Genomic DNA, 25,479 nt, shown 5'->3' with positions numbered 1-25,479 from the left:
ATAGTGGAATGTCAAGAGATCGAAGTGAAGGCGGGTGCCAGCACATTTGCCAGCAGGGGCGATGCGATGAGATCGTTAGTCACAGTTCTCGGACAAGGAGTCATCGTGGACCTCGATTGGTCGCCTGCCGATCTGGCATTTCGTGATGAAGTGCGCGGCTTCCTCGACGAAAAGTTAACCGACGATCTTCGCCGGGCGGGTCGCCTCGCGACCAGCGTCTATCCGGACCACGAAGCCAGCATGCAGTGGCAGCACATCCTGCACGAGCGCGGCTGGGCCGCCCCGGCGTGGCCGGTGAAGTACGGCGGCTGCGACTGGACGCTGACCCAGCACTACATCTTCGGCCGCGAATGCACCCTGGCGGGCGCGCCCAACCTGTCCCCCATGGGCATTCGTATGGTCTCGCACGCCATCATGGCTTTCGGCACCAAGGAGCAGAAGGACTTCTATCTGCCCCGCATCCTCACCGGCGAAGTGTTCTTCTGCCAAGGCTATTCGGAGCCGGAGGCGGGTTCGGACCTGGCCGCACTGTCCATGACCGCGGTCGCCGACGGCGAGGACTTCCTGGTCACCGGCTCCAAGATCTGGACCACGCACGCCACCGAGGCCAACTGGATCTTCGCGCTGGTGCGCACCTCCAAGCAGGCCAAGAAGCAGCAGGGCATCACCTTCCTGCTCATCGACATGCGCACCCCCGGCATCGAAATCCGGCCGCTGGTCATGACTTCCGGCGAGCAGGTGCAGAACCAGGTGTTCTTCGACCAGGTCCGGGTGCCGCGGGCGAATGTGCTCGGCGCCGTCGACGACGGCTGGACCGTCGCGAAGTTCCTGCTCAACTTCGAGCGCGGCGGCGGCGCGGCCTCGCCGATGCTGCAGGTGATGGCCGAGGAGCTGGCGCAGGCGGCCAAGGATCAGGTCGGCCCGAACGGCGGTGCGCTCATCGACGATCCGGCCTTCGCCGCCAAGCTGGCCGATGCCCGGCTGCGCGCGGATGTGCTGGAGATCCTCGAATACCGCACGCTCGCACTGGTTTCCAGCGGCAAGGATCCCGGCCCGGCCGCCTCCACCATCAAGATTCTGGGCACCGAGCTGAGCCAGGTGCTCACCGAGCTCGCGCTGGAGGCCGCCGGTCCGCGCGGTCGCGCCTACCAGCCGCACGCCACCATGCCGGGCGGCCCGATCGCCGACTTCACGCCGCCCGCAGACGGTTTCGTCACCGGCGCGGACTGGCAGGCGGTCGCCCCGCTGCGGTACTTCAACGACCGCGCGGGCTCGATCTACGCCGGTAGCAACGAGATTCAGCGCAATATCATCGCCAAAGCCACCCTGGGACTGTGACCATGGACTTCTCTTTCACCGCCGAGCAGGAGCTGCTCCGCGACACCGTCACCGAATTCCTTTCGGCGCGTTACGATCTCGAAGCCAGCCGGGCCGCGGCCCGGACCGGGGCCGGATGGCAGCCGGAGGTCTGGCGTGGGCTGGCCGAGGAGGTCGGCATCCTGGGGGCGAGCCTGCCCGAGGAGGTCGGCGGCATCGGCGGCGGCCCGGTCGAGACCATGATCATCGCCGAGGCCCTGGGCGCGGCACTGGTGCTGGAACCGTACGTGGACACCGTGGTGGTCGGCGGCGGGCTGCTGCGCCGCAGCACCGGCAAGCGGGCCGAGGATCTGCTGTCCGGCATCGCCGCCGGTGCGGTGGTCACCGGATTCGCCGCGCTGGAACCGCAATCCGGCTACGACTACACCAATGTCGCGACCACCGCGGTCCGCGACGGCGACGACTGGCTGCTCACCGGCGAGAAGACCGTGGTCACCTCCGCGCCGCTGGCCACCCACCTGCTGGTGACCGCGGCCGTGGATGGCGATATCGCGCTGTTCGTGGTGGATTTCGAGGCCGCGAACCCGCCCGCCGGACTCACCGTGCGCCCGTATCGCACCATCGACGAGCGCCCGGCCGCCGATCTGAGTTTCGAGAATCTGCGCCTACCCGCGGATGCCCTGCTGCTGGCGCAGGCCGGGGCGGCCGTCGCGGCCACGGTGGACGAGGCCATCGCGGCGGTGTGCGCCGAGACGGTCGGGGCGCTGCGCAAGGTGGTGGCCGACACCGTGGCCTACACCAAGCAGCGCCAGCAGTTCGGTGTTCCGATCGCCAGCTTCCAGGCGCTGCAGCACCGCATGGTGGACATGCTGCTCGAGCTCGAACAGGCCGTGGCGGCAACCTATCTGGTGACGCTCAAACTGGACGCCCCCGCCCCGGAGCGGGCCCGGGCCGCCTCGGCCGCCAAGGCCACCATCGGCCGCGCGGCCCGGCGCATCGGTCAGGAGTCGGTGCAGTTGCACGGCGCGATGGGCATGACCGAGGAATTGGCCATCGGCCATTTCTTCAAGCGCCTCACCGCCGTCCAGTACGAGTTCGGCACCACCGACCAACACATTGCCCGCTACGCCGCCCTGACCCGCCCCTAGCGGTCAGCGCGTAGTGCCCCGTGCGCACCGGCTCAGGGGTGGCCAGTGCGCACGGGTATCCGGCGAGCATCTTCGGGGGCGGGCCGTCGCGAGGCGATGACCTCCCGGGCCGAACTACGCACGGCGAGCACGATTACCAGCGCCAATGCGGGTCCGGTGACGAAGAACAACACACCCAGCGCGATGAGCAGAACAGTTCCCACGTGCGGATTATCGTCCGCGGTGCCGCATTTCGCACAATTACGGCAAACCAACCGCTTTGGACGTAATGGGCAGAGCGGTCGGGCTCGGACCGGTGCTGTGACGCGCCACAGCACCGCTCGGCGCGCCGCTGTGACCGGCCTCATAGCCGCGCGGCCGTCACGTTGGGGAAGGCTGTCTCGTCCAAGGGGTGCATTCGAACCGGACGAAAGGACGACATCGTGTCGCGAATGAACCTGAGCGAAGTAGCCCCCGAGGTCTACAAGGGGTGGGTGGCCGCGGACATCGCCATTCGGCGCGGCCCGCTCGACGCCACCGTGCGGGAACTGGTGAAGATCCGCGTCTCGCAGATCAACGGGTGCCTGTTCTGCATCGACATGCATGCCACCGAGGCCCGCAAGGAGGGCGAGACCGAACGCCGCGTCTGGCACCTCAGCGCTTGGCGGGAGTCGGCGCTGTTCACCGAGGCCGAGCGGGCCGCGCTGGAATATGCCGAGGCCGCAACCGAACTCGGCCCGCACGGGGTGAGCGATGAGATCTGGGCCGATGTCGAGAAGCACTTCGACGAGGGTCAGCGAGCGGGTCTGGTCGCGGTGACCGCCCAGATCAATATGTGGAACCGCCTCGGCGTCCCACTGCGCATGGAGCCGCTCGAGCCCTAGGCGCAATCAGGCCGCCGCCCGGGAATGCCGTTGACAGGCCGCGTGGTCTGTGGCTGATTGACGGTATGGGCAGCGCGGTCGAGGCCGGTACCGGACGAGTGCGGATCGCCGCAGTGGGCGATCTGCACATGCGGGAGAGCATGCGCGGGCGCTTCCGCCCCGCGCTGCTCGACCTCGCCGATCACGCCGACGTCCTGCTACTGGCAGGCGATCTCACCAACGGCGGAACCCTGCGCGAGACCGACGCGCTGTGCGCCGAGATCGCCGAACTACCGGTCCCGGTGGTCGCGGTGCTCGGCAATCACGACCACGATCGACGATTGGGCTTCCGAATCACGGCCCAGCTCACCGGGATCGGCGTACACATGCTGGAGGGCACGGCGATCACCCTGCCCGTCAACGGCATTCGACTGGGCATCGCCGGAGTGATGGGCGGCAGCGGCGGATTCCCGGGCCACCGGGCCAATCCCGACGAGGGCAGTGTGGAACACCGCCGGCGCTTCCGCCGCGGCCCCGCCGACGCGATCCGCCTGCGCGCCGCCCTCGAATCCCTCGACTGCGACCTCCGCATCGCCCTCATGCACTTCTCCCCCGTCCTCGACACCCTCGTCGGCGAACCCCCCAAGATCTACCCGGGCCTCGGTTGCCAGGGCCTCGCCGAGGCGGTCGAAGCGGGCGGTGCGGTGCTGGCCATCCACGGACACGCCCACGGCGGCAGCGAATTCGGCCGCACCGCGGCGGGTGTCGAGGTTCGCAATGTCTCCTACCCGGTCATCCGCAGCCCCTATCGGGTCTACGAGCTGGGCGGTTAGCGAAGGGCGTCGACCTGTCGGTTCCCATCCCGCAACACCCGTTGATCTTGACATATCCTTTGCGGGTGATTGCCCCGCGGTGGGTCGTATCCTGCACTTATGTATGCCGCTCAGATGGCCGAGGAATATCCCGTGATCGATCTGGACTCCGACGCGATCGACGCGGCGAAGTTGCTGGCCGAGCATCGGTTGCCGGGGATTCTGGTGATCGACGCGAACGGGAAGCCGCATTCGGTGCTGCCCGCCTCGCAGGTGGTGTTGTTCATCGTGCCCAAGTACGTGCAGGACGATCCGTCGCTGGCGGGGGTGCTCAACGATTCCATGTGCATGCAGGTGGTGAAGCGGTTGCGGGGCAAGAAGGTTCGCGACGTGATCCCCGAGCGGCTCACCAAGATCCCGGCGGCCAAGCACGACGACAATATCGTCGAGGTGGCGGCGCTGATGTCGAAGTACAAGTCGCCGTTGGTGGCGGTGCAGGACGGGGATCGGCTGATCGGCGTGATCACGTCCTCGCGGCTGCTGGAAGTGGCGCTCGCGAACTGAGTCCGCCGGGGCGGTGCCCCGAATTGGCGCAGCGGCGGCGACTATGACCGTCGCCGTGTCCATCGCGGTCTTCACGATCGCCTACATCCTCATCGCGTCGGAGCGCGTGCACAAAACCATTGCCGCGCTGGCCGGTGCGGGCGCGGTGATCGCGGTCGGCATCATGAACTCCGACGACGTCTTCTACTCGCACGAGACCGGCATCGACTGGAATGTCATCTACCTGCTGCTCGGGATGATGATCATCGTCGGCGTGCTGCGCCAGACCGGCATCTTCGAGTACGTCGCCATCTGGGCGGCCAAGCGCGCCAAGGGTTCCGCGCTGCGGGTGATGATCCTGCTGGTACTTATCACCGCCACCGCGTCGGGCTTCCTCGACAATGTCACGACCGTGCTGCTGATCGCCCCGGTGACCATGCTGGTGTGCGAGCGCCTGGAGGTGTCGCCGACGCCGTTCCTGATCGCGGAGGTGCTGGCGTCCAATATCGGCGGCGCGGCCACCCTGATCGGCGACCCGCCCAACATCATCATCGGCAGCAAGGCGGGCCTGTCGTTCAACGACTTCTTCCTGAACCTGACCCCGATCGTGCTGATCGAGCTGGCGGTGTTCACGCTGCTGCTGCCGCGCCTGTTCAAGGGCTCCTTCGACGTCGATCCCGAACGTGCCGCCGACATCATGCAGCTGAACGAGCGTGAGGCCATTCGCGATCCGCGCCTGCTGATCAAGTGCGGAATTGTGCTGGCGGGAGTTTTCGCGGGATTCTTCGGCCACCCCATCTTCCATCTCGAACCGTCCCTGGTGGCATTGCTCGGCGCGGGTGTGCTGGTGTTGATTTCCGGTCTGCCACAACGCGATTACCTGTCCGCGGTGGAATGGGAGACGCTGCTGTTCTTCGCCGGTCTGTTCGTGATGATCGGGGCGTTGGTGAAAACCGGTGTGATTGCCCGATTGGCGAAATCCGCGACCGAACTCACCGGCGGAAACGCCCTGCTGGCAACCATGCTGATACTCGTGGTGTCGGCGGTGCTGTCGGGTGTCATCGACAACATCCCGTACGTGGCGACCATGAGCCCACTGGTGGCCCAGCTGGTGGAGCACGTCGATCAGCCGGCGCAGGCGGACGCGCTGTGGTGGGCGCTGGCATTGGGCGCGGATTTCGGTGGCAATCTCACAGCAGTCGGGGCCAGCGCGAACGTGGTGATGCTCGGGATCGCCAAGCGTTCGGACCATCCGATCTCGTTCTGGGAATTCACCAGGAAGGGAATCGTGGTGACCGCGGTCACGATTGTGGTGGCCGCACCCTATCTGTGGCTGCGCTATTTCGCCTTCGCCTGACCAGCGACAAAGGGCTCATTACGGACAACTTCTGTGTGGCGATTGTGATTTTCCAGCAACCCTGACCGACAATGGCAGCCGCCATGTCCATATCCAGCACCGATCATCCGACAGCGCCGGACAGCGACCGCCAGGACGCCCCGGCCACCCCTGCCGCTCCCGGTTCCTACCGGCTGGATCTGGACGGACTGCGCGGTGTAGCTATCGCGCTGGTGGTCGCCTTCCACATCTGGGCCGGGCGCGTGTCCGGCGGCGTCGATGTCTTCCTGGTGCTGTCCGGATTCTTCTTCACCGGCATGCTCATCCGCCGCGCCGACGGCGGTTCGGTCGGCGTGCTGACCACCGTGCGGCGCACGCTGCGGCGACTGCTGCCCGCCATGGTGGTGGTGCTGGGCGCGGTGGTGGTCGCCACGGTCACCCTGCTGCCGCACACTCGCTGGTCGGATATCGCGGGGCAGACGGTGGCTTCGCTGTTCTACTACCAGAACTGGTACCTGGCGACGTCCTGGTCGGACTATCTGGCCGCCGACCCGTCGGTGAGTCCGCTGCAGCACCTGTGGTCGATGTCGGTGCAGGGGCAGATGTATCTGGTCATGCTGGTCGCGGTCGCGTTGGTCGCCTGGGTGATTCGCCGGGCGGTCGCGGCCGGGGCGTGGAAACAGGCTGCGCGGCATCCGATCCTGCGTCGCGCCGGGCAGGGCGGAGTGTTGCGGATCGCCCTCGCGGTTGTCTTCGCCGTCGCCGCGATCATCTCGTTCTGCTATGCCACCGAAGGTGTTTCGACCCAGCAGGGCTGGAATTACTACGACACCTTCGCCCGCGCGTGGGAGCCGCTGACCGGTGCGCTGCTGGCCATCGCGGCGCCGCTGATCCGCCTGCCCCGGCCGACGCGAGAGGTGTTCGCGTGGGCGGGAATCGCGGCCATCGCGTGCTGCGGGTGGATCGTCAACGGCGTGCTGGTCTTCCCCGGCCCGGCCGCCCTGATCCCCGTACTCGCCACCGTCGCACTGATTCTCGCGGGCGCGGGCCGGGATACCGCCGATCAGCCGCTGGTCAATCGCGCGCTCGCCACCGGCCCGATCGTGCAGCTGGGCGGCTTCGCCTACGCGCTGTACCTGTGGCACTGGCCGATTCTCATCTTCTACCTGGGCCACCAGCATCAGCGCGGGGCCGGGGCGCTCGGCGGGCTGATCATCATCCTGGTCTCCCTGGTGCTCGCCTATCTGACCCATCATCTGGTGGAGGAGCCACTGCGGCTGCGCTCCAAGCCCTCCGCCACCCCGGCGCGCGGACGGCTGCTCGCGGGTGTCGCGGTGTCCACGGTCGGGGTCCTGCTGCTCGCCTCGACACTGACCTGGCAGTGGAGCATGGGCGCGAAGGCGCACGCGGTCGGCGAGCTGGATCCGGCCAAATATCCGGGCGCGGCGGCGCTGACCGACCATGCGCTGGTACCGCGCGCGCCGATGCGGCCCACCACCGAGGAAGCCCCCGCCGATATCGCCTACCCGACCCGCGACGGCTGCATCTCCGACTTCGACACCCGCTCGGTCACCACCTGCACCTACGGTGACCACGACGCGCATCGCACCATCGCGGTGGTCGGCAATTCCCATGCCGAGCACTGGATTCCGGCGCTGCAGATCCTCGGCGAGCAGTACCGATTCCGGGTTGTGGTGTACCTGAAGATGGGCTGCCCGCTCACCGTCGCCGAGGATCCGGTGTACAAGGGCCAGCAGAATCCGGACTGCCGTGACTGGTCGACGGAGGTGATCGACCGGCTCGGGGCCGAGCGTCCCGACTTCGTCTTCACCACCGCCACCCGCCCCAGCGACAACGGGGGCGACGAGACCCCGCAGGACTACGTGGACGTCTGGTCGGCCCTGCACGATCGCGGGCTGCAGGTCATCGGCATTCGCGATACTCCGTGGCTGCGCCGCAACGGGATTCGCTACCGCGCCATCGACTGCCTGGCCGGCGGCGGCGACCGCATCAGCTGCGGGCTGCCGCGCTCGGAGGCGCTGTCCCCGGTGAACCCGGCCATCGAGCCCGCCGCCGCCTTCCCGAACATGCACCTGATCGACCCCAACAACGCGGTCTGCGAGCCCACGGTGTGCGCGGTGGTGGAGGGGAATATCCTCATCTACCACGACGAACACCATTTGACCGCAAGCTATTCGAGGTCACTGGCCCCCGAACTCGACCGCGAGCTGCAGCCCATCCTCGGCTGGTGGTGAGGCCCGCTCAGCGGTCGCGAACGGTGTCCGGCTGCTCGTAGAGGGCCTCCCAGACCGCGAAGCTGGCCAGCAGTTCGACGGTGCGCCAACCACGTTCGGTCAATCGAACCCGGCTCGCGCCGTCGAGCCGGTCGTCCCAGGAGCCCGGCTCGTCGCTGGTCACCACCCCGTAGGCCGCGACCACGCGCAGCACCCGGGAGACGCCGGGCCGCCGCAGTCCGAGTTCGGCCCGCAGCTCACGCATCGACCGCGGCCCCGAGACCAGCAGGTCCAGCAGTTCCACCACGCCCCGGTGATTCACCAGTACACGCAATGCGGACAGTTCATCCGCAGGGTTGTCCATGGTCTCGACGCTAGGAGCGCGACCCTACCTACCGGCGGGTCTTGACGGCACCGATTCGCCACGCCCCAGCTTCTCTACGGATTCCTTACGGTCCTACTCTCGACCGTTACCGCGGTAGGACAGTAGGACAACAGAATTCGGGGTTTCTGTGAACGGCTTTCCCTTGGACATCGTGCTGGCCCTGATCGGCATCGCCGTGCCGATCCTGGCATTCATCTGGGAATTCGTGCTGGTGGGGCGCAAGCGGCTCGGGTATCGGGTGCAGATGGATACGCCCGTCACCGGCGAGATCGAATCGGTGTTCCCGGGGGTGCTGCCGCAGTTGCGCCCGGACGGCGGGGGCACCGCGCCGGATCTGCAGGATCTGTCGCTGGTGTTGGTGCGGATCGAGAACAACGGCATCACCGACGTGGACAGCACCGATTACGCCGTGCCGGACAGTGAACCGGTCGGGCTGCACATCCGATTCCCGCACCGCCGGGTCATCGGGATGGCGGTGACCGAACTGTCCGACGACGCCCTGGGCGACAGCCTGAAGCCGGGCACCGGGATCGGCAGCCGCGAGGACGCGCTGAATCGCAGCGGGATCATCGACCTGCCGAAGGTGCCGATGGATCGCGGCGACCACTACAAGATCCTCGCGATTCTGCAGCGCACGGCCGGGGCGGGGGCCTACCCGGATCCGGTGGTGCGGGCCAAGCTCAAGGGCGGGCGGGTATCGGAGACCCGCAGCCGGGTCGGCGCGTCACCGAAGCTGGTGGCGCTCATCGGATTTCTGGTGGCGGTGATCGCGGTACAGTTCGCGTTCACTCTGAACGACGGCTCGACGTCGTCGAACGCCGAGGACTGCGTCGCGGGCAAGCTGACGCTGGTCGGCTCCACCGCCTTCGAGCCCGCCGTCCGGGACGCGGCCGATGCGTACGCCAAGCATTGCTCCGGCGCGCAGTTCGCATTCGAATTCGACAGCAGCGACCGGGGTTTGAGCCGCCTGGACGAGGAGGGCAAGAACAATCCGGGCCTGCTCGCCATCACCGACGGCCCCAAGGGCGTCGGATACCCGACCCTGCTCCCCCGCACCCTGACCCTGTCGCTGTACACGATAATCGTCAATCCCGGTGTGGGCGTGCACGATCTGACCGCCCAGCAGATCCGCGATGTCTACGCGGGCCACGTCGGCAACTGGCAGCAGGTCGGCGGCCCGGATCTGCCGGTGCGCGTGGTGAATCGGGCGCTGGGCTCCGGTACCCGGGAGACGTTCCGCGCCCGCGTGCTCGGCAACGACCAGCCCCCTGCGCCGGCCGCCACCGGATGCCGCACCCTCGAGGCCACCAACCCGCCCGGCGCCTCCTTCTGCGAGGCCCCGGTCACCAACGACATGGTGAAAATCATTGCGGAACTGCCGGGTTCGATCGGTTACAGCGAATACTCCGACGCCACCAAGACTCCCGGCATCCAGACCGTCAGCATCGACGGCCACCCGGCGGGCCGCGACCAGGCCCTCGATCACACCTACCCGTTCTGGAGCGTCGAATACGCCTACAGCAACGGCGAATTGCCCGCCGACTCCCTCGCCGCCGCCTTCCTCCGGTTCCTCACCACCGGCACCGGCAAGGACGTCCTGCGCGCCCACGGCAACACGCCCTGCGGCGAACTGCCGAACCCGACGACCTGCACGCCGTGAGGCGCCTTCAGGCGGACAGGTTGGTGCGGGCGGTCCAGTGCTCCGGTGATTCGCCGGTGGTCATGAAGATCGTCCGGCGGCCGACCTCGACGGCGTGGTCGGCGAAGCGCTCGTAGTAGCGCGCCACGAGGGCGAGGTCGACCGCGGCGATGACGCCACCGTCGAAATCGGGTGCCAGCACGGCGTCGAGGACGGAGTGGTGGAGCTGGTCCATGAGGTCGTCCTGGTTGTCGAGTCGCGCGGCGTCGTAGGGATCGCACGAGTTCAACACCGCGACAGCACTTTCGGCCACCGCGACGGCGACGGCACCCATGCGGGCGATCACCGGTGCCGAGGCCTCGGGAATCGCGCAGGCGGGATGCCGACGGCGGGCGATCAGCGCAATGTGATTGGCCAGCACGCCCATTCGGGTCAGGTCGCCGACGAGCTGGATCGCTGTGACCACCCGGCGCAGTTCGCTCGCCACGGGCGCCTGCAGCGCGAGCAAGGTCATCGCGGCGTGTTCGCTGGCCTCGCGCATCCCGGCGATTCGGACGCATCGGTCGATCGCCTGCTCCGCTCGATCGAGGTCGGCCGTCAGCAAGGCTTGCGTCGCCAGTTCGATCGCGGCGCGGTCGAGCTCGCAGGTCGTCCGCAGCCGCCCGGCCAGCTCGTCGAGGTTGTGATGGAACCGAGTACGCATGTGCCCCATCCTTCTCGAGATTCGGTCCGGTGTCCGTCAAGAAAGCGCGAAGAACAGGCCGTCTTCCGAATTGTTCCTTTACGGTCACCGCCGTTCGGATTCCGAAAAGATTGCAGGCCACGGCGCTGACGGCCGGTCAACCGTCCTACTGTGGCGTCGATGTCCACTGTGCGATGCGGGGCGATGATGACGAAAACTCCGATGCGGAGGCGAGTAGGGATCCAGCTCGGGGACACTCGACCCGAACACCCCATCACCCGGATCCCGGAGACTCGCGAGTGCATCGTGGTTGCCTGCGACGGCGAGCCCGAGGGCGACGCCATCGTCCGGCGCGCCGCGCGCATCGCGGGCCGGAACACCGGTGCGGATCTGCTCGCCGTCCATGTGACGCGCAGTGACGGGCTCGTCGACGCCGGTCCCGATCACCTGGCCCGGCAGCGGCGGCTGGTCGAGGATCTCGGCGGCAGCTACCACCAGGTGATCGGCAACGACATCCCCACGGCCATCCTGGATTTCGCGCGGGGCGTGAACGCCACGCAGCTGGTGCTGGGCGCGAGTCGGCGGGGGCCGCTGGCGGCACGGCTGTCGGCCGGGGTCGGCGCGACGATCAGTGTCCGTTCGGACGCGATCGATGTGCACCTGGTGCCGCACGAGAGGACGCACACCTCCCGGCGCGGCTGGCATACGCCGCCCGCATTGAGCATGCGGCGCAGGCTGATCGGGCTCGCGGCGGCGCTGGTCGGGCTGCCCGGTGTGCTCGCCGCCGCACTCGCGATCGGGCTGCCGTTGGCGGCCACCATCGTGTTGCTGTTCGGAGCGGTCGTCACGGTCGCGCTGATCGGCGGGCTCTACCCGGCCGCCCTCGCGGCCGTCGGCGGATTCGCATTGCTCGACTACTTCCTGATTCCGCCCAAACACAGTCTGGCCGTGGGTGATCGCGGCAATCTGCTCGCGCTGGTGATCTTCCTGGTGGTGGCGGTCGCGGTGAGCGCCACGGTCGAGGCGGCCGCGCGGCGCACCGCCGAGGCGGCCCGGGCGCACGCCGAATCCGACACCCTCTCGACGCTCGCGGGCAGTGTGCTGCGCGGTGATTCGGCCCTGCCCGCCCTGCTGGAGCGGGTACGCGAGAGCTTCGGCATGGATGCGGTCACGCTGTTGGAGCGGCAGGAGGACAGCGTGGACGATCCGGAGCTGCGCCACGATCCGGATCGCTGGCGGATCGTGGCCACCAGCGGCGGCGAACCCTGCACGGCACCGGGTTGCGGCGACGTCGAGGTGCCCGCGGACGACCGGCTCACCCTGGCGTTGCGGGGGCGACGCCTCGAGGCCGCCGACCAACGCGTCGCCGCGGCCTTCGCGGTCCAGGCGGCCGTCGCCTTGAAGCAGCAGCGGCTGGCCGAACAGGCCGCCGCGGTCGCGCCGCTCACCGAAACAGACCGGATGCGCACCGCGCTGCTGGCCGCCGTGAGTCACGACCTGCGCACCCCGCTGGCCGGGGCCATGGCGGCGGTCACGAGCCTGCAGGACAACAGCGTCGAGTTCTCCGTCGAGGATCGGGACCAATTGCTGGATGCGGCCGCCGAATCCCTCACGCGCCTCAACCGTCTGGTCACCAACCTGCTCGACATGAGCCGATTGCAGGCCGGTGTCATCGGCGTCCACTTCGAAGACGTCACCCTCGACCGGGTCCTGCCGCGGGCGCTGCACGACCTCGACGCCACCGGCCTGGTGGACGTCGCCGTCGACCCGCTGCTCCCGGCGATCCGGGCGGATTCCGTACTGCTGGAACGGGTCCTGGTGAACCTCGTCGCCAACGCGCTGCGCTACAGCCCCGACGATCGGCCACCGACCGTGGCGGCCGTCGGCACCGGGAACGGAACCGTCCGGATCCAGGTCATCGATCACGGGCCCGGCATCGACCCCGCCGACCATGAGCGCGTGTTCCTGCCGTTCCAGCGCCTCGGTGACCGCCACAACGGCAACGGCATCGGGCTTGGCCTGGCGCTGGCGCGCGGCCTGGCAGAAGCCATGGGCGCCACCATTGTTCCCGAGGCCACCCCGGGTGGAGGCCTGACCATGACGGTCACCCTAGAACGTGCGATCTAGCGGCCCGAACTACACCTCGACCTGCGAACCCATGATGACCGTGCGCTCGCGCGGCAGGCCGAAGTATTCGGCGGCGTCCGCCGTGATGTGGCTGGTCGCGATGAACAGGCGTTTGCGCCAGCGCGCCATGGTCGGGGCCGAGCCGGGGAGCAGTTCGATGGTGGACAGGAAGTAGGAGGCGTGCTCCAGGTCCAGGGGGCCTTCGGTTTCGGCCGGGTCGACCAGGGCCAGGGCGGCCGGGACGTCGGGGGTTTCGGCGTAGCCGTAGCGCGCGGTGACGTGGATGATGCCGTCGTCCCGGAAGTCCAGATGGTCGACGGCGATGCGCTGGTCGGCCGGAATGCGTGGGACCAGTTCGGTTTTGATCGACAGGAACACGACCTGCTGATGGCGCACATGGTTGTGCTGAACATTGGCGCGCATGGCCAGCGGGGCGGTTTCCTTGCCGCGGTTGAGGAATACCGCGGTGCCGGGGACGGTGACGATCGCGGGCCGCTGCTCCTGCAGGTGATCGATGAACACGCGCAGCGAGCCCTCGCGCTCTTCCCTTTCCGCCGTGACGATTTCGCGGCCCCGCTGCCAGGTGGTCATGATCGTGAACGCGGTCAGGCCGATCAGCAGCGGCAACCAGGCGCCGTGCACGAACTTGGTCAGGTTCGCCGCGAAGAACAACAGATCGACAATGAGCAGCGGGGTCGCGCCCACCACGATCAGCCACACGGGCGTGCGCCATCGCGCCCGTGCGACATAGAAGAACAACAGGGTCGAGATGGTGATGGTGCCGGTGACGGCCATGCCGAAGGCGAAGGCCAGCGCCGCCGAACTGCGGAACGCGAAGACCAGGGTCAGCACCGAGACCATGAGCAGCCAGTTGATCCACGGCACGTAGATCTGACCGATCGTCGATTCGGAGGTGTGCGCGATCCGCAGCCGGGGCAGGTAGCCGAGCTGAGCGGCCTGTGCGGCAACCGAATACGCGCCGGTGATCACCGCCTGCGAGGCGATGACGGTGGCGGCCGTGGCCAGGATGACCATCGGCAGTCGACCCCAGCCCGGCACCAGCAGGAAGAACGGGGCGCTGATATTGCTCGAATCGTCGAGAATCAATGCGCCCTGGCCCATGTAGCTCAATGCGCAAGCCGGGAAGACGAGGAACAACCAGCCGCGGGTGATGGCGCGGCGGCCAAAGTGCCCCATGTCCGCGTAGAGCGCCTCCGCGCCGGTGACCGCCAGCACGATCGCGGCGAGGGCGAAGAACGCGATTCCGAAGTGGCCGAACAGGAATCCCAGCGCGTAGCTCGGCCACAGCGCCTTCAGGATCTCCGCGTGCTTGGCGATGCCGGTCACGCCCAGCACGCCGATGGTCGCGAACCACACGATCATCACCGGCCCGAACATCCGGCCCACGGCCGCGGTGCCGCGGCGCTGCACCAGGAACAAGCCGATGATGATCACCACCGTGATCGGGACGACCAGATCGGCGAGCGAGGGCTGCACGACCTTCAAGCCCTCGACCGCGGACAGCACCGAGATCGCGGGTGTGATCATGCTGTCGCCGAAGAACAGTGACGCACCGAAGATCCCGAGCGCCGACAACACCATGGCCGTCCGCCGCCCACCCGGCGCGACCCACCTGCGCAACAACGTGATCAGCGCCATGATGCCGCCCTCACCATCGTTGTCGGCGCGCATGGCCAGCAGCACGTAGGTGACGGTCACGATGATCATGACCGACCAGAACACCAGCGAGACGACCCCGAACACGTTCTCCCGGCTGACCGGAACCGGGTGCGGGTCACCGGGATCGAACACGGTCTGCAAGGTGTAGATCGGGCTGGTGCCGATATCGCCGAAGACCACGCCGAGCGCGCCGACCACCACCCCCAGTTTCGCGGTATCGTGCGCGACCGACGCGCCCGAGGCCGATGGGGCCGCGGGCGCATCGCCTGTCGTCTCGCTGGGTCGTTGCTCGGTCACGGTGCTTCCTCCTCCGTGCGGGCAGTTCCGCGCGTCGTGCCGGACGATACCGGCTGCGACGCCACAACTCCCGACACGTCACCGGACCCGAGCCGACCCGTTGCCACAAAACGACGAAGCCGCCGTGGACACCTGTGGGTTCCACGGCGGCTCCTATCCTCGGCCGACCGTGACATGCCGGTGCTGGGAGGGCCGCAGGCTTTTCAGCGCTGGTTGGGCCGGTGGCCGTGGTTGGCCTTCTTCAGCCGGCGGGCGCGCTTCTTTCGGGCTCGTTTGGACATGTTCTTTCCTGTCGGGATGTCAGATGATCACGCGGTGCGCGCGAGCCGATTGCTCCAAGCGGCCAGTCGCGTACGCGCGCGCGAATTGCGGACCAGCGCAGCGGCATTGGCCTGTTCGTAGCCTTCGTAGTAGCCGCCGTTCACCACCGGGGTACCCGGTGCGCTCAGCGCGACCAGCACATCGACGGCCATCGTGAGGGGCGCACCGCGGTGGCTCCGCAGCTGCGGCACGTCGATCTCGAAGTCGGCGGGGTCCACGCTGACCGAGGTCAGCCCGGTCGGACCGGTCTCGGCCAGCGAGCGGCTGAACATGGTCAGCGCCAACTTGGCCTGCGCGTAGATCGCGTCCTGCGTGTAGATGCCACGGTTGCGATCCAGATCCGAGTAGTCGATATTGCCGCCGCGGTGCAGCCGCGAGGTCACGGCGACCACCCGGCCGTGTGCAGCCGCCAACGCGGGCACGAGTGCCATGGTGAGTCGTTGCGGCGCAAGGTAATTCACCTGGAACGTCAGCTCATGACCGTCCTCGGTGTGGGTCTTCGCCTGCGGGGCAGCGATGGATGCGGTATGGATCAGCGCGTCCAGCCCGGAAAGCTCCGCGGCCAGAGCGCGCCCGAGCTCCTCGACCTCGCTCAGGCGCGCGAAGTCGCCCTGCACCATGCGCACCTGCCCCGGCCGTGCGGCCGCCTGCAGCAGCCGCACCGTTTCATCGGCCTGACTCTTGTCCAGAATGTGCGCGATGACCGTATCGCCATCGGCGATCACCCTTTCCGCGGTAGCGAAACCGAGGCGCCCCTCGGCACCGGTGACGAGAACGGTGCGGGTGCTGGACGAACTTGCGGACATAGGTCTCCCATCAGAATGCGCACGGCCTGAACCGAAGATCAGCCGCGCGACAGGGGTCGCGAGCAGAGTCGCGAGATTGTTCGGAATATCGCCCATGTGGCGACGACAGAGCACGGCGCAGATCAACTGCGCGGCACAGGATTTGACGAACGGCTAAACCCGACTGGGCGGCTCGTCCTCGCTCCCGAAGCCGTACAGCTCCAGGACGGTTGTGGTCATACTGCGATATCAGCCCATCCCGGATCCCCGGGCAAGACGCCCGGGGATGGATTGACGAATCCTTGACAGCTCGACGAGTCGAATGGCCTGAACCCGTATAGGTTTCGTCAAGCACGCCGAGCAGCGCGACAGGAGCTCGTCAATGCGTAGATGAGCCTCGGCGGCCGGTCGTAGGTTGTGCGGATGTTTCGTCTCGACGCGGCGGCGGAGCCCCGGCTGCCGTCCGCATTCGTCCGACTGTGGCGTCTGGGCCCCTGGAACCGAAACCCCTTGATGCGCACCGCCGATCGCATGCTTTCCAGTGCCGCAATCCTCGGTTTCGCGCTCTGCCTGCTGGCCGTCCCGATAGCACTGACGATCGGCACGGCGGGCTACACCGCCGAGGCGGCACGGATCCGGGCAGCGGACGCGGCCAAGACCGAGTTCATCGCCACCGTCGTCACCGATCCCGTGTACACCGACCATCACAACGTGGCCGAAGTGGTGTGGCACGACGGAAACCAGACCCGCTCGCAGACCGCACCGGTAGGGAACTTCGCATTCCGAGGCGCAGCGGTCCACGTCTGGCTGTCCGCAGACGGCACACCCGCTGCCCCTCCCGCCCCAGCCGGTACCGCACTGCTGCGCGGCATCGGCAATGGGACGGGATTCGCTCTGGCCATTGCGTTTTCGGTATGGATCGCCCTGGCCTCGATTCGACACCGGCTCGAGACCTGCGCACGAACCGGTGGTTCGCGCTAGACCCGCCCTCGGCGCCGGAACAGGTGACGGGTGGCGTGTGGCCGATCGCCGGATAGCGCCCGGGCCACCGTCGGATGCGACAGGATTCGTGCGACCGCCTCGCCCCGATCGGTCAGGTGGAGGGCTCCGGGGACCAGCAGGGGCTCGTCCCAGCTGCCGGGCTCGGCGGTCGAGAGCAGGCCGTGTGCGGCGATCAGGCGGAGGGCGGCCGCCAGATCTGGACTCGGTGCCTTCAGGATTCTGACCAGAAGTGCTGTGGTGCAGCCGGATTCGGAGAGCAGATCGAGGATCTCGATTACGTAGCGGTGGGTGATCAGCTCGTCCAGCATCACCGGGTCTTCGCAATCGCCGGACATCTCCACCATCTCCTCGCTGTCCGAAACGAGAACCGGACAGAAACTGGACGGTAGGCGCGGTGATCTGGGGGCGATAGGCACCTTGACGCATCCCTGGCGCTGTTGACCTGCGTATTGACGGGATTCGTACGGCTCGGGGCGAGGGGTTGCGCTGGGGGTTGTGAAAGCGAATACTTACGTAAGTGGCGGCTTTCAGAGATGTCGATCTGGGGATGCTGGGCGATCCGATGCGGCGGGCGATCTTCGAGCGGTTGGCGCGGCAGCCCTGCTCGGTGGGTGAGTTGGCCGAGTCCTTACCGATCACGCGGCAGGCGGTGTCGCAACATCTGCGGGTGCTCAAGGACGGGGGTCTGGTGGTGGCCACGGCGGAGGGGACGCGGCGGATCTATCGGATCAATCCGGAGGGGCTGGCCGCGATACAGGCGTACTTCCAGCGGATCTGGGATGACGCGTTGACCGCTTTTCAGAAGGCCGCCGACGCGGCGGCACCCGATCCCGAACAGGAGCAACAGCCATGAGCACACCCGAACTGCCTGTCCTGCAAGGCAAAGCGACCGTCGCGATGCCGCTCGACCAGGCCTTCGCGTTCTTCACCGAGAACTTCGGCAGTTGGTGGCCCGCCGACTATCACATCGGGCAATCCGCGATGGCCGACGCGATCATCGAACCCCGCACCGGTGGACGCTGGTACGAGCGCGGGGTCGACGGCGTGGAGTGCGAATGGGGTCGCGTGCTGGCCTGGGAGCCGCCGCATCGGCTGGTACTGACCTGGCAGATCAACGGCTACTGGCAATTCGATGCTGACCCCGCGCATGCCAGTGAGATCGAAATCCGTTTCACCCCTGAAGGACCCGCGCAAACCGGGGTCGAACTCGAACACCGCTACCTCGACCGACTCGTCGAGGGCAAGGGCATCTACGAGGCGATCGCCGAACAGGGCGGCGGCTGGAGCACCATGCTAGAACTCTTCGCGAAGGCCGCCGCGGCACAAGGGTGAAAAGCCAAGGGCCCCGGCCGCTCTCGTGAAGCGACCAGGGCCCTGGTATCGACTGATCAGCCCTTGAACGGGTACTTGCTGTCCAGGTCGTAGTTCAGGTCGACGACGTTGACCGTGGGCTCACCCATGAAGCCCAGGGCCCGTCCGCTCTTGTGAGCGTCCACGACGGCCTTGATCTGATCGGGAGAAACGCCGCGCGCCTTGGCGACCCGGGCCACCTGGATGGCTGCGTACTCTGGCGAGATCTGCGGGTCCAGACCGGAGCCCGAGGCGGTCACCGCGTCGGTCGGCACCGGGGTGTCGACCGAGGCGTCGCCGCGGATCGGCACGATCTGACCGTTCGAGTAGTCCTCGCCGCGCTTGGCGCACTCGACCTTCACACCCTCGTACGCGTCCAGGAACGGCACGGTCGGGTTCTTGGCATCGGTCGAGCAGGCCTCGTTGATGCTGATCACCTGGGTCGGGTGGGTCACCTTGCCGTGCGCGTCCCGCTCGCCCATGAGCGCCAGCACCGAACCGACGCCGCCGGAGGTGCAGTACGGACGAGAGCCATCCACGCCCTCGAGCTGACCGACCGCCGCGCTGCGCGAGCACACCGTGCTCAGCAGGCTCTGCTTGTCCTTCTTCGGGTCACTGGCGTCCAGGGTGTCCACCACGGACTCCGGACCCATATTGCCGAAGGAGGTGTTGGTCGGGTCGTAGCCGTCGGGAATGCTGCCGTCGGAGGGGGCCGAGTTGGACGGGCGCGTCTGGAAGTACTGCACCAGCACGTTGCCCTTGCCGTCGGTGAACGCCTGCCCGATCAGGCTGGAGCCCACCAGTTTTCCGTCCTTGGTGATCAGCGACCCGTCTGCTTTGTCCTTGAGACCGGGTATCTGCGAGATACCCAGAATCACGGCCGGGTAGATGAGCCCGGTGATCACCGTGAGCACCAGCAGCGCGCGCAGCGCCGCCACATGTTGCCTGATCCAGGCTGACATACGCATTAGGACATCCCGGGGAAGAATTGAATGACAAGGTCGATGAGCTTGATCCCGATGAACGGCGCGACGATGCCGCCGATGCCGTAGATGTACAGGTTGCGGCTCAACAGTTTCGACGCGGACGACGGCCGGTAGTTCACACCGCGCAGCGCCAGCGGGATCAGACCCACGATGACGAGCGCGTTGAAGATGACCGCCGACAGGATCGCCGACTGCGGCGAATGCAGCCGCATGATGTTGAGGACGTCCAGGCCCGGGAACAGCGCCACGAACATCGCGGGAATGATCGCGAAGTACTTGGCGATGTCGTTGGCGATCGAGAACGTGGTGAGTGCACCACGGGTGATCAGCAACTGCTTGCCGATCTCCACGATCTCGATCAGCTTGGTCGGGTCGGAATCCAGGTCGACCATGTTGCCGGCTTCCTTGGCGGCGGAAGTACCGGTGTTCATGGCCACACCCACGTCGGCCTGGGCGAGGGCGGGCGCGTCGTTGGTGCCGTCGCCGGTCATGGCGACCATGCGGCCACCGGCCTGCTCCTTCTTGATGAGCGCGAGCTTGTCCTCCGGAGTCGCCTCCGCGAGGAAGTCGTCCACGCCCGCCTCGTCGGCAATCGCCTTGGCGGTCAACGGATTGTCGCCGGTGATCATCACCGTGCGGATGCCCATCTTGCGCATCTCGTCGAAGCGCTCCCGCATGCCCTGCTTTACAACGTCTTTCAGATGAATGACGCCGATCAGCTTGGCGGTGCCCTGCTTGATCTCCGCCACCACCAGCGGGGTGCCACCGGAAGCGGAGATGCCGTCGACGGTCACGCCGACCTCGTTGGGGATCTCCCCGCCGTTGCTGCGCACCCATTCGGTGACGGCGCTGGCCGCGCCCTTGCGCAGCTGGAGACCGTCGGCCAGGTCCACACCCGACATGCGGGTCTGGGCGGTGAATTCCACCCAGGTCGCGCCGGTGAGCTCACCGGGGGTGCGCTCCCGCTTGTTGTACGCGGTCTTCGCGTACACCACGATGGAGCGGCCCTCGGGGGTCTCGTCCGCGAGGCTGGAAAGCTGTGCGACATCGGCCATTTCGTCGGCGGTGATGCCCGGCATCGGCACGAAGTCCGAGGCCTGACGGTTACCCAGGGTGATGGTGCCGGTCTTGTCCAGCAGCAGCGTGTTCACATCGCCGGCGGCCTCGACGGCACGACCGGACATGGCGAGCACATTGCGCTGCACGAGGCGGTCCATACCGGCAATACCGATGGCGGACAACAGCGCGCCGATGGTGGTCGGGATCAGGCAGACCAGCAGCGAGACCATCACGATGCCGGTGACACCGTTGATGTCGAGCGCCTGGTTGCTGACGATGCCACCGATATTGGAGTAGATGGCCAGCGGCTGCAGGGTCGCCACCGCGAACACGAAGATGATCGTGAGCGCGGCCAGCAGGATGTTGAGCGCGATCTCGTTCGGCGTCTTCTGCCGCGAGGCGCCCTCGACCAGCGCGATCATCTTGTCGATGAACGAGCCGCCCGGCTCCTGGGTGATCTTGACGACCACCCGGTCCGACAGCACCGTGGTGCCGCCGGTGACCGCGGAACGGTCACCGCCGGACTCGCGGATCACCGGCGCGGATTCACCGGTGATGGCCGACTCGTCCACCGAGGCAATGCCTTCCACGACATCACCGTCGCCGGGGATGACCTGTCCAGCCTCGACGACCACGAAGTCGCCACGCTGCAGTTCCGGAGCCGCGACGCTCTCCTCGACCACCCGTGCACCGGGGGACCAGTTCACGAGACGGCGAGCGACGGTGTCGGTCTTGGCCTTTCGCAGGGCATCGGCCTGCGCCTTGCCGCGCCCCTCGGCCACGGCCTCGGCCAGGTTGGCGAAAATCACCGTCAGCCAGAGCCATACGACGATGGCCCAAGAGAAGAACGTCGGCTTGGTGATCGCGAGGATGGTGGACCAGACCGCGCCGATCTCGACGATCAGCATCACCGGATTGCGCCACATGGTGCGCGGATCCAGCTTCTTCACCGCGTCCGGCAGGGCCTTGACCAGCATCTTGGGGTCGAACAACCCGGCCGCGACGCCACGTTTCGAGCCGCCGGGCGCGTCTGTCACCGGCGCGGAATCGATTACGGGAGTGCTCATGAGTGGATTCCTTCAGCGAGCGGGCCGAGCGCCAGCATGGGCAGGAAGGTGAGCGCGACCAGGATGATGGTGACGCCCGCGACCATGCCGACGAACTGCGGCCGATGCGTCGGCAGCGTGCCCTCGGAGGCGGGGGTGTGACCCTGAGCCGCCAGCGAACCGGCCAGCGCCAGCGCGAAGATCATCGGAATGAAGCGGCCGAACACCATGGCCAGACCCAGCGCGGTGTTCCACCATGGCGTATTGCCCGACAGACCGGCGAAGGCCGAACCATTGTTGTTGGCCGCGGAAGTGAAGGCGTACAACACTTCCGACAAACCATGCGGACCCGAGTTGGCCATTCCGGCGCGCTCGCCCGGCAGCGCCATGGCGACGGCGGTACCGGTCAGCACGATCAGCGGCGTCACCAGGAAATAGGCGGCGGCCAGCTTGATCTCGCGCGGGTTGATCTTCTTGCCCAGGTACTCCGGGGTGCGGCCGACCATCAGGCCCGCCACGAACACGGTGATGACCGCCAGGATCAGCAGACCGTAGAGACCCGAACCGGTACCACCGGGCGCGACCTCACCGAGCTGCATGTTGAACATGGTCATCATGCCGCCGAGGCTGGTGTACGAGTCGTGCGCGGAGTCCACCGCACCGGTCGAGGTGAGCGTGGTCGCCGCCGCGAAGGTCGCCGAATTCGCCACGCCGAAGCGGGTTTCCACGCCCTCCATGGACGCGCCGATCGCCGACGGCACGGTGCCGTGGTGCTGCAGCTGGAAGAGGTTCATCAGCGTGACGCTGAAGATGGCCAGGGTGGCCATGACCGCGGCGATGGCCGCGCCCTGCTTCTTGGAGCCGATCATGCGACCGAAGGTGCGCGGCAGCGAGAAGCTGATCACCAGCAGCATGAAGATCTCGACCCAGTTGATCCACGCCGTCGGGTTCTCGAACGGGTGCGCGGAGTTCACGTTGAAGAAACCGCCGCCGTTGGTGCCGAGCAGCTTGATCGCTTCCTGGCTGGCAACGGGTCCGCCCGGCAGGGTTTGCGAACCGGTGTTGCCGACCGTCTGCGCGACCTGGTCGTAGACGTGCAGGTTCTGGATGACGCCACCCGCGACGAGCACGATGGCGAACACGACCGCCAGCGGCAACAGGATGCGGATGGTTCCCCTCACCAGATCCACCCAGAAGTTGCCGAGCTCGGCGGTGTGGCGCCGGGCGAAGCCGCGCACCAGCGCGACCGCCACGGCCATGCCGACGGCCGCCGAGACGAAGTTCTGCACCGACAGGCCGACGGCCTGCACGACGTGACCCATCGTCGATTCACCGGCGTAGTTCTGCCAGTTCGTGTTCGTGACGAAGCTGATCGCGGTGTTCCAGGCCAGATCCGCGGTCATCTTGGTGCCCGGATCATGCAGGTGCAGCGGCAGTTTGCCCTGGATCAGCTGCAGGAAGAAGAGGAACAGCACGCTGATGGCCGAGAAGGCCAGCACGCTGCGGGCATAGACGGCCCAGGTCATCTCCACGCCCGGCTGCACGCCGATCAGCTTGTAGATGCCTTTTTCGGCCTTGGAGTGTTTCTCACTGCTGTAAGCCCGGTACATGTAGTCGCCCAGCGGCACATGCACCGCGGCCAGCGCGATGACCAGGGATACTGCGAACAGGATCCCCGCTGTTGTCGTGCTCACTCAGAACCTCTCCGGATACAGCAGCGCTGCCACTAGATAAACGGCGATGCCGATGGCCAGGACCAGACCGATAATGTTCTGAGTCACAGCCGTTCCACCCCGCGTTGGATCAAGCCGAACAGGGCGAAGATCGCCACCGTCAGCACCGTGAACACCACGACGGACATCTCTCGAAACCTCTCTTCTGACGGCACGTCCCGAGACGCGCCGGAGTGAGTCAAGCGCCCGAATAGCCCATTTCCGAGGTCGTTTACGCCTTCTTAGCGTCCCAGACCTCCGCATTGACGGTCCGCTTACGCCGGTCGCGTCGCGCGTCACAGGACGGCGCCCAGCAGGGCGGAGACAACGAAAAGGCCCCGGGGAGCGGATGCTCTCCGGGGCCGTGGCGCGTGGGTCTCGGTGGCTACTTCGGATACGTCTTGACGACCGTGCCGTCCGTCGTAGCCGCCAGATAGCCGCCGCCGTAATCGTTGGACAGATAGACCAGCAGCATCGGCTGGTTGTCGTTGAAGACCCAGGCGGGTTGCACGATCAGGTAGCGGTTCGTCGGATTCTGCACATTGAGCGTCTGTTCCGCGGCCGCGAGCAGATCCGGCAGCTTGTCCCAGTCGAAGATGGTCAGGTCGACGGTGGCGTCGCCGATCACATGGCCCGCACCGTCGCGCTTCACCACCCCGTTCCGCAGGGTGTACGAGTCGAAATCCTTGGGCTGTCCCTTGACCGGCACGTCGGTGGTGATGAAATCCGGATAGATGGTGGTCTCGTTGAACTGATTGCCGCCGGTGGCCTGCTGCAGAGCGGTGATGGCCTTGCGGATGCCGTCGGGCGTGAGCAGATCGCCGGTGGCGGTCGCCTTGGCGGTGGTCGTCGGCCCCGTCACCCCCGGCCCGATGGTCACTCCCGGCCCGATCGTCACGCCGGGCGGCAGTGCGGGCGCGCTCGGCTGAGCCGAATTCCCCTGCCCACCGGACGAATTCGGCCACAGGGCGATGCCCGCCACCACCACGACCGCGAGCACGGCCGCCACACCGGCGAGGATCCACACGCGCGAATTACCTTGCGGTGCAGGTCTGATCGAATCCGGCGGGATCAGCGGGAACGGCGGCGGAGCCGAGAAGTCCCGTGGCTGTTGGGCTATCGGATAGCCCGGCGCAGAAAACCCCTGGGCAACAGGAAATCCCACCGGCTGCGACGGCGGTGTCGGGTCCCACTGCGCGGTGGGCCTGAGGTCCCGGGGCGGAGGCGTGAAGTCCTGCGGCGAGGTGACGGTCGGGTGCGAACCCGAAGACGGCGGGTAGGCAAGCGGTTCCACCGGGGGCGGGCCGGTCCCGGTCACCTGGGCGAGCATGCGGTCGACCTGATCCGCGGGCGGGCGCTGGCCGGGATCGGGGACCAACAGCGCCTGCAGCACCGGGGTCAGCGGTCCGGCCTGCCGGGGCGGCGGCACCGCGCCCATGAGCACCGCCGCGAGGGTGGCCACATCGGTGTCGCGGCGCATGGGCTGATAGCCCTCGACCGCCGCGAACATGACCAGGCCGAGCGACCAGAGATCGGAGGCCGGGTTGCCCTCCTGACCCTGTAGCCGTTCCGGCGCCACGTACGGTAGCGACCCGACCACGCTGCCGGTGGAGGTCAGCCCGGTCAGATCGTTCACCGCGGCGATACCGAAGTCGGTCAGCACGGGCGAACCGTCCACGCGCAGCAGCACATTCGGCGGTTTCACGTCCCGGTGCAGCACCCCCACCGCGTGCGCCGCCCGCAGTCCGGCCAGAATCCCGCGCCCGACCCAGGCCGCCTGCTCGGGCGACATCGCGCCCTCCGCCATCCGGTCCGACAGCGATCCGCCCGCGACGAGTTCCATCACGATCCACGGGTGCTTCTCGGCGGGGGTGTCCACGATGTGGTGAATGGCCACCACATTCGGGTGACTGATCCGCGCCAGCGCCCGCGCCTCGCGCAGCACGCGTTCGCGCCGCACCTCCGCCGAGGTGCCCTCGTCGCCCTCGGCGCGCACCTCTTTCAGCGCGACCTCACGATGCAGCGCGACGTCGTAGGCCCGCCACACCGTGCCCATGCCGCCGCTACCGAGTGGTTCGATCAACTCGAAACGCCCGTCGACCATTGACCGCCCGGAATTCACGGACGACAGCTTAGGGTCGGTGTCCCCGCCGCGCGAGATTTCGTACCAGCCGGT

General features: G+C 67.3%; 25 protein-coding genes. 12 read left to right on the top strand and 13 right to left on the bottom strand.

Features of this window, described 5'->3' with window-relative positions; translation table 11 throughout:
- Nucleotides 1–105 precede the first annotated feature (105 nt).
- Entirely contained in the window at nt 106–1,338 is a 1,233-nt protein-coding gene (locus ACYVN4_RS31800) for an acyl-CoA dehydrogenase family protein (protein ID WP_460725672.1), read from the top strand.
- Between the two features lie 2 nt (nt 1,339–1,340).
- On the top strand, nt 1,341–2,465 hold the full coding sequence (locus tag ACYVN4_RS31795) for an acyl-CoA dehydrogenase family protein (RefSeq protein ID WP_460726781.1): 1,125 nt from the start codon (nt 1,341–1,343) through the stop codon (nt 2,463–2,465).
- Between the two features lie 32 nt (nt 2,466–2,497).
- Here the strand turns inward: ACYVN4_RS31795 and ACYVN4_RS31790 are convergent, their stop codons facing one another.
- On the bottom strand, nt 2,498–2,668 hold the full coding sequence (locus ACYVN4_RS31790; protein ID WP_460725671.1) for a hypothetical protein: 171 nt from the start codon (nt 2,666–2,668) through the stop codon (nt 2,498–2,500).
- A 228-nt stretch (nt 2,669–2,896) separates the two neighbouring features.
- Here ACYVN4_RS31790 and ACYVN4_RS31785 point away from each other — a divergent pair, with 228 nt between their 5' ends.
- The 5 genes from ACYVN4_RS31785 to ACYVN4_RS31765 all read left to right on the top strand — a co-directional run bounded on the left by ACYVN4_RS31785 (nt 2,897) and on the right by ACYVN4_RS31765 (nt 8,253).
- Entirely contained in the window at nt 2,897–3,328 is a 432-nt protein-coding gene (locus tag ACYVN4_RS31785) for a carboxymuconolactone decarboxylase family protein (protein WP_460726779.1), read from the top strand.
- 65 nt (nt 3,329–3,393) lie between these two features.
- Nucleotides 3,394–4,140 carry a metallophosphoesterase family protein gene (locus tag ACYVN4_RS31780; RefSeq protein WP_460725670.1) on the top strand — a complete coding sequence of 249 codons (747 nt, stop codon included), beginning with the start codon at nt 3,394–3,396 and terminating at the stop codon, nt 4,138–4,140.
- Nucleotides 4,141–4,239: 99 nt separating this feature from the next.
- Nucleotides 4,240–4,683, top strand: coding sequence for a CBS domain-containing protein (locus ACYVN4_RS31775; RefSeq protein ID WP_460725669.1), 444 nt, complete (start codon nt 4,240–4,242; stop codon nt 4,681–4,683).
- Nucleotides 4,684–4,726: 43 nt separating this feature from the next.
- Complete coding sequence (locus ACYVN4_RS31770) at nt 4,727–6,019, top strand: ArsB/NhaD family transporter (RefSeq protein WP_460725668.1); 1,293 nt, start codon at nt 4,727–4,729, stop codon at nt 6,017–6,019.
- Nucleotides 6,020–6,102: 83 nt separating this feature from the next.
- Complete coding sequence (locus ACYVN4_RS31765; RefSeq protein ID WP_460725667.1) at nt 6,103–8,253, top strand: acyltransferase family protein; 2,151 nt, start codon at nt 6,103–6,105, stop codon at nt 8,251–8,253.
- 7 nt (nt 8,254–8,260) lie between these two features.
- Here the strand turns inward: ACYVN4_RS31765 and ACYVN4_RS31760 are convergent, their stop codons facing one another.
- Complete coding sequence (locus ACYVN4_RS31760) at nt 8,261–8,596, bottom strand: winged helix-turn-helix transcriptional regulator (protein ID WP_460725666.1); 336 nt, start codon at nt 8,594–8,596, stop codon at nt 8,261–8,263.
- 148 nt (nt 8,597–8,744) lie between these two features.
- Between ACYVN4_RS31760 and ACYVN4_RS31755 the strand changes: the two genes are divergently transcribed.
- Nucleotides 8,745–10,277 (top strand): substrate-binding domain-containing protein, encoded by a 1,533-nt coding sequence (locus ACYVN4_RS31755; RefSeq protein ID WP_460725665.1) that lies wholly within the window; start codon nt 8,745–8,747, stop codon nt 10,275–10,277.
- A 7-nt stretch (nt 10,278–10,284) separates the two neighbouring features.
- Here ACYVN4_RS31755 and ACYVN4_RS31750 read toward each other — a convergent pair whose 3' ends face one another.
- The gene (locus ACYVN4_RS31750; protein ID WP_460725664.1) at nt 10,285–10,959 is read right to left on the bottom strand and encodes a phosphate signaling complex PhoU family protein; all 675 of its coding nucleotides are present in this window, start codon (nt 10,957–10,959) and stop codon (nt 10,285–10,287) included.
- Between the two features lie 159 nt (nt 10,960–11,118).
- Between ACYVN4_RS31750 and ACYVN4_RS31745 the strand changes: the two genes are divergently transcribed.
- Nucleotides 11,119–13,065, top strand: coding sequence for an ATP-binding protein (locus ACYVN4_RS31745; protein WP_460725663.1), 1,947 nt, complete (start codon nt 11,119–11,121; stop codon nt 13,063–13,065).
- A 9-nt stretch (nt 13,066–13,074) separates the two neighbouring features.
- On the opposite strand, the gene ACYVN4_RS31740 is transcribed toward ACYVN4_RS31745, so the two are convergent.
- From ACYVN4_RS31740 to ACYVN4_RS31730, 3 genes are all read right to left on the bottom strand, one after another.
- Entirely contained in the window at nt 13,075–14,952 is a 1,878-nt protein-coding gene (locus tag ACYVN4_RS31740; protein ID WP_460726777.1) for a potassium transporter Kup, read from the bottom strand.
- A gap of 293 nt (nt 14,953–15,245) precedes the next feature.
- Nucleotides 15,246–15,323, bottom strand: coding sequence for a 50S ribosomal protein bL37 (locus tag ACYVN4_RS31735; protein ID WP_379448814.1), 78 nt, complete (start codon nt 15,321–15,323; stop codon nt 15,246–15,248).
- A gap of 27 nt (nt 15,324–15,350) precedes the next feature.
- Nucleotides 15,351–16,169, bottom strand: a complete 819-nt coding sequence (locus tag ACYVN4_RS31730; RefSeq protein WP_460725662.1) for an SDR family NAD(P)-dependent oxidoreductase — start codon at nt 16,167–16,169, stop codon at nt 15,351–15,353.
- A 402-nt stretch (nt 16,170–16,571) separates the two neighbouring features.
- On the opposite strand from ACYVN4_RS31730, the gene ACYVN4_RS31725 reads away from it, so the two are divergent.
- On the top strand, nt 16,572–17,129 hold the full coding sequence (locus ACYVN4_RS31725) for an Rv1733c family protein (RefSeq protein WP_460725661.1): 558 nt from the start codon (nt 16,572–16,574) through the stop codon (nt 17,127–17,129).
- On the opposite strand, the gene ACYVN4_RS31720 is transcribed toward ACYVN4_RS31725, so the two are convergent.
- A complete protein-coding gene (locus ACYVN4_RS31720; protein ID WP_460725660.1) occupies nt 17,126–17,485 on the bottom strand; it encodes a hypothetical protein in 360 nt (119 codons plus the stop codon). The genes ACYVN4_RS31725 and ACYVN4_RS31720 overlap by 4 nt on opposite strands.
- A gap of 212 nt (nt 17,486–17,697) precedes the next feature.
- On the opposite strand from ACYVN4_RS31720, the gene ACYVN4_RS31715 reads away from it, so the two are divergent.
- On the top strand, nt 17,698–18,003 hold the full coding sequence (locus tag ACYVN4_RS31715; protein WP_460726774.1) for an ArsR/SmtB family transcription factor: 306 nt from the start codon (nt 17,698–17,700) through the stop codon (nt 18,001–18,003).
- A complete protein-coding gene (locus tag ACYVN4_RS31710; RefSeq protein ID WP_460725659.1) occupies nt 18,000–18,482 on the top strand; it encodes an SRPBCC family protein in 483 nt (160 codons plus the stop codon). The genes ACYVN4_RS31715 and ACYVN4_RS31710 overlap by 4 nt, the downstream gene beginning before the upstream one ends.
- Before the next feature lie 56 nt (nt 18,483–18,538).
- On the opposite strand, the gene ACYVN4_RS31705 is transcribed toward ACYVN4_RS31710, so the two are convergent.
- From ACYVN4_RS31705 to ACYVN4_RS31680, 6 genes are all read right to left on the bottom strand, one after another.
- Nucleotides 18,539–19,468, bottom strand: a complete 930-nt coding sequence (locus tag ACYVN4_RS31705) for a potassium-transporting ATPase subunit C (protein ID WP_460725658.1) — start codon at nt 19,466–19,468, stop codon at nt 18,539–18,541.
- On the bottom strand, nt 19,468–21,612 hold the full coding sequence (gene kdpB / locus ACYVN4_RS31700) for a potassium-transporting ATPase subunit KdpB (RefSeq protein ID WP_460725657.1): 2,145 nt from the start codon (nt 21,610–21,612) through the stop codon (nt 19,468–19,470). Before kdpB ends, ACYVN4_RS31705 begins: the two co-directional genes overlap by 1 nt.
- Nucleotides 21,609–23,285, bottom strand: a complete 1,677-nt coding sequence (kdpA, locus tag ACYVN4_RS31695) for a potassium-transporting ATPase subunit KdpA (protein ID WP_460725656.1) — start codon at nt 23,283–23,285, stop codon at nt 21,609–21,611. Before kdpA ends, kdpB begins: the two co-directional genes overlap by 4 nt.
- Nucleotides 23,286–23,372, bottom strand: coding sequence for a K(+)-transporting ATPase subunit F (gene kdpF, locus ACYVN4_RS31690; RefSeq protein WP_157514163.1), 87 nt, complete (start codon nt 23,370–23,372; stop codon nt 23,286–23,288). It abuts the gene before it with no gap.
- Nucleotides 23,369–23,479 (bottom strand): potassium-transporting ATPase, encoded by a 111-nt coding sequence (locus tag ACYVN4_RS31685; RefSeq protein WP_460725655.1) that lies wholly within the window; start codon nt 23,477–23,479, stop codon nt 23,369–23,371. The genes kdpF and ACYVN4_RS31685 overlap by 4 nt, the downstream gene beginning before the upstream one ends.
- A 209-nt stretch (nt 23,480–23,688) precedes the next feature.
- A complete protein-coding gene (locus ACYVN4_RS31680; RefSeq protein ID WP_460725654.1) occupies nt 23,689–25,425 on the bottom strand; it encodes a serine/threonine-protein kinase in 1,737 nt (578 codons plus the stop codon).
- Nucleotides 25,426–25,479 lie beyond the last annotated feature (54 nt).

The sequence above is a fragment of the Nocardia heshunensis genome (assembly GCF_054782115.1).
This window is presented reverse-complemented; position numbering and strand designations above follow the sequence as displayed.

Excerpts from the sequence above, each read along its gene's own strand:
- ACYVN4_RS31795 (WP_460726781.1), top strand. The coding sequence starts at position 1,341 with ATGGACTTCTCTTTCACCGCCGAGCAGGAGCTGCTCCGCGACACCGTC.
- ACYVN4_RS31785 (WP_460726779.1), top strand. The coding sequence starts at position 2,897 with ATGAACCTGAGCGAAGTAGCCCCCGAGGTCTACAAGGGGTGGGTGGCC.
- ACYVN4_RS31780 (WP_460725670.1), top strand. The coding sequence starts at position 3,394 with ATGGGCAGCGCGGTCGAGGCCGGTACCGGACGAGTGCGGATCGCCGCA.
- ACYVN4_RS31775 (WP_460725669.1), top strand. The coding sequence starts at position 4,240 with ATGTATGCCGCTCAGATGGCCGAGGAATATCCCGTGATCGATCTGGAC.
- ACYVN4_RS31770 (WP_460725668.1), top strand. The coding sequence starts at position 4,727 with ATGACCGTCGCCGTGTCCATCGCGGTCTTCACGATCGCCTACATCCTC.
- ACYVN4_RS31765 (WP_460725667.1), top strand. The coding sequence starts at position 6,103 with ATGTCCATATCCAGCACCGATCATCCGACAGCGCCGGACAGCGACCGC.
- ACYVN4_RS31760 (WP_460725666.1), bottom strand. The coding sequence starts at position 8,596 with ATGGACAACCCTGCGGATGAACTGTCCGCATTGCGTGTACTGGTGAAT.
- ACYVN4_RS31750 (WP_460725664.1), bottom strand. The coding sequence starts at position 10,959 with ATGCGTACTCGGTTCCATCACAACCTCGACGAGCTGGCCGGGCGGCTG.
- ACYVN4_RS31745 (WP_460725663.1), top strand. The coding sequence starts at position 11,119 with ATGTCCACTGTGCGATGCGGGGCGATGATGACGAAAACTCCGATGCGG.
- ACYVN4_RS31735 (WP_379448814.1), bottom strand. The coding sequence starts at position 15,323 with ATGTCCAAACGAGCCCGAAAGAAGCGCGCCCGCCGGCTGAAGAAGGCC.
- ACYVN4_RS31730 (WP_460725662.1), bottom strand. The coding sequence starts at position 16,169 with ATGTCCGCAAGTTCGTCCAGCACCCGCACCGTTCTCGTCACCGGTGCC.
- ACYVN4_RS31725 (WP_460725661.1), top strand. The coding sequence starts at position 16,572 with ATGTTTCGTCTCGACGCGGCGGCGGAGCCCCGGCTGCCGTCCGCATTC.
- ACYVN4_RS31720 (WP_460725660.1), bottom strand. The coding sequence starts at position 17,485 with ATGTCCGGCGATTGCGAAGACCCGGTGATGCTGGACGAGCTGATCACC.
- ACYVN4_RS31715 (WP_460726774.1), top strand. The coding sequence starts at position 17,698 with ATGCTGGGCGATCCGATGCGGCGGGCGATCTTCGAGCGGTTGGCGCGG.
- ACYVN4_RS31710 (WP_460725659.1), top strand. The coding sequence starts at position 18,000 with ATGAGCACACCCGAACTGCCTGTCCTGCAAGGCAAAGCGACCGTCGCG.
- ACYVN4_RS31705 (WP_460725658.1), bottom strand. The coding sequence starts at position 19,468 with ATGCGTATGTCAGCCTGGATCAGGCAACATGTGGCGGCGCTGCGCGCG.
- kdpB (WP_460725657.1), bottom strand. The coding sequence starts at position 21,612 with ATGAGCACTCCCGTAATCGATTCCGCGCCGGTGACAGACGCGCCCGGC.